Origin of the sequence: Candidatus Thioglobus sp., assembly GCF_028599055.1 — a bacterium.
Classification (GTDB): domain Bacteria; phylum Pseudomonadota; class Gammaproteobacteria; order PS1; family Pseudothioglobaceae; genus Thioglobus_A.
Window position 1 is genome coordinate 1 of the sequence record NZ_JAQRMS010000149.1, and the last position, 2,580, is coordinate 2,580.

Annotated in this window: 4 protein-coding genes; all 4 read left to right on the top strand. The window is 41.2% G+C overall.

What is annotated here, in order from left to right; all coding sequences use genetic code 11:
- Positions 1-654: TSUP family transporter (locus tag PSN35_RS06945; protein WP_300031350.1), on the top strand; the 654-nt coding region annotated here is incomplete at its 5' end.
- A 10-nt stretch (positions 655-664) separates the two neighbouring features.
- Positions 665-1,240 carry an electron transport complex subunit RsxA gene (rsxA, locus tag PSN35_RS06950; protein ID WP_300031353.1) on the top strand — a complete coding sequence of 192 codons (576 nt, stop codon included), beginning with the start codon at positions 665-667 and terminating at the stop codon, positions 1,238-1,240.
- Entirely contained in the window at positions 1,240-1,782 is a 543-nt protein-coding gene (gene rsxB, locus PSN35_RS06955) for an electron transport complex subunit RsxB (protein ID WP_300031357.1), read from the top strand. The genes rsxA and rsxB overlap by 1 nt, the downstream gene beginning before the upstream one ends.
- A partial coding sequence (locus tag PSN35_RS06960) for an RnfABCDGE type electron transport complex subunit C (RefSeq protein ID WP_300031360.1) occupies positions 1,775-2,580 on the top strand: 806 nt, incomplete at its 3' end. The genes rsxB and PSN35_RS06960, both read left to right, overlap by 8 nt.

Below are 2,580 nucleotides of genomic sequence, written 5' to 3' on the forward strand. Positions count from 1 at the left end.
GGTGCGGCACTTGGTTTGCCTTTGATGCTGTTATTGGGCGGTAGTCCAGTTTATTGGTTGCCGATTATCGGCTTGCATCTTCTGTTTTTCTCCTCGTTAACATTATTTAAATCAATCAAAAAGGTTGATTGGCAATATTTAAGGCATTCATTATTATGGATCATTCCGCCGACGCTCATTGGTGTGGCTGGTTTATTAAGTTTGCCCGATGTGATGGTGGTTGTGTTTATATATTCAATCACGATTTTTTATGCGATTACTTGGGTTTTTGATCATAAAATAACCTCGCATAAACCTTGGGTAGATAAGTTTTTATTGATTGTCGGCGGCTACGTGGCTGGCACATCACTGACTGGTGCGCCATTAATCGTGGCTGTTTACATGCGTCATGTGGCTAAAGAATATTTGCGTAATACCTTATTTGTACTTTGGTTCTTGTTGGTTAGTATTAAGATGATTACGTTTATCGCCATGGGTGTGATGATTGACTGGCAATTTTCACTAGCACTCATTCCAATTGCGGCTGTAGGCCATGTTATTGGTATTAAAGCACATCAAAAAATTATTGAAAATGACCAACTGTTTAAAAAATGGGTAGGTAGTGCCTTGTTGCTGATTAGTTCATTTGGATTATTGAAAGTGATTTTGAGTTAAAATCAGCGTTATGAATGAATATGTTTTAATTTTAGTCAGCACGATTTTGGTGAACAATTTCGTCTTGGTAAAATTTTTGGGTTTGTGTCCATTTATGGGAGTTTCTAAAAAAGTTGAAACTGCCATTGGCATGGGGTTTGCCACCACTTTTGTATTAACATTAGCAAGCATTTCTAGTTATTTAATTAATACCTATATTTTGATCCCTTTTGATATGGCATATTTAAGAACCATTGCTTTTATTGTGACCATTGCGGGCGTGGTTGGCTTTACAGAATTGGTTGTTAACAAAACCTCGCCAGTACTGCATCAATCCTTGGGTGTTTTTCTGCCACTAATCACAACAAATTGTGCAGTATTAGGTGTGGCCTTGTTGAATGTTAATCAGGATAATGGATTTTTAGCTTCGGCTGTTTATGGCTTTGGTGCAGCCATTGGCTTTTCGTTTGTGCTGGTGTTATTTTCTGCTATTAGAGAGCGTATTGATGCGGCAGATGTGCCCGCCGCCTTTAAAGGTGCACCCATTGCATTGATTACCGCAGGATTGATGTCAATGGCGTTTATGGGCTTTATTGGACTCGCCTAGTGTTTGAATCGGTTGTTATTTTCTCATTGCTCACACTAGCCCTAGGTCTAGTGCTGGGCTATGCAGCCATTCGTTTTAAGGTGGATGGCAATCCTTTGGTGGATCAAATCGACAGCATTTTGCCGCAAACTCAATGCGGTCAATGTGATTTTCCTGGGTGTCGCCCTTATGCACAGGCGTTGGCAAAAGGAGAGGCTCAAATTAATCAATGTCCGCCAGGCGGCCAAGAGGGTGCTGATGCGTTAGCGGAATTGTTAGATGTGGAGCCACTTGAATTAAATGCCGAGCATGGTGAAACCAAACCTGATCATGTGGTTTATGTTGATGAAAAGTTGTGTATTGGCTGCACCTTATGTATTCAAGCATGCCCTGTGGATGCCTTTGTTGGCTCTTCTAAGGTGATGACAACAGTTATTGCTAGAGAGTGTACGGGTTGTGATTTGTGCATTCCAGTTTGTCCAGTGGATTGTATTTATGTCAAAGAGCTAATACCAACCTTAGGGTCTTATGTGCCAGATTTGCAGGAGATTGCTCATGGCTAAATTCGCATTTAAAGGTGGCGTACATATCCCCAATCCTTATCCGGTAGAAAAACCAGAAATTAGACAAGTACCACCACCAAAACAGGCTGTATTATTGTTACAACAGCGCGTTGGTGGCGAGGCAAAACCTTGTGTTGAGATTGGTGAGCGAGTGTTAACGGGTCAAGTTATTGCCCAAACAACCGGGAAATTTCCTATCAATGTACACGCTTCAATTTCAGGTGTTATTGCTGCGATTGAAATGCGCCCGATTCCTCATCCGTCAGGCATTAATGCTAAGTGCATTGTGATTGATTCAGATGGCAAGGATGAATGGATTGAGATAGAAAAGTGCGATAAAGAGTTTTTAAATTGTACGCCTGATAAAGTACTCCAACGAATTCGTGAAGCCGGTATTGTGGGCATGGGTGGCGCTGGATTTCCAACACATGCCAAAATCACTAATGCACAAGGTGCACACACATTGATTATTAATGCCACAGAATGCGAACCCGGCATTATGTGTGATGATTCATTAATGCAAGAGTATCCACGTGAAATTATTCGTGGCATTGAGGTGCTACTGCATGCTTGTGGCGCTAAAAAAGCCATTGTTGCCATTGAAGATGACAAGCCAGAGGCGCTTAATTCGTTATTAATGTATAACTTTAATGATCGAATTAGTATTGAGCAAATTCCGACAAAATATACCTCAGGCGCTGAAAAATTACTGATTAAAGCGCTATTGGACATAGAGATTCCATCGGGTGGGTATGCATCTGAGCATGGTGTGCTGTGTCAAAATGTTGGTACGGTTAA

What these genes read in the sequence shown, in the direction of transcription:
- rsxA (WP_300031353.1), top strand. Translation starts at nt 665, where the DNA reads ATGAATGAATATGTTTTAATTTTAGTCAGCACGATTTTGGTGAACAAT.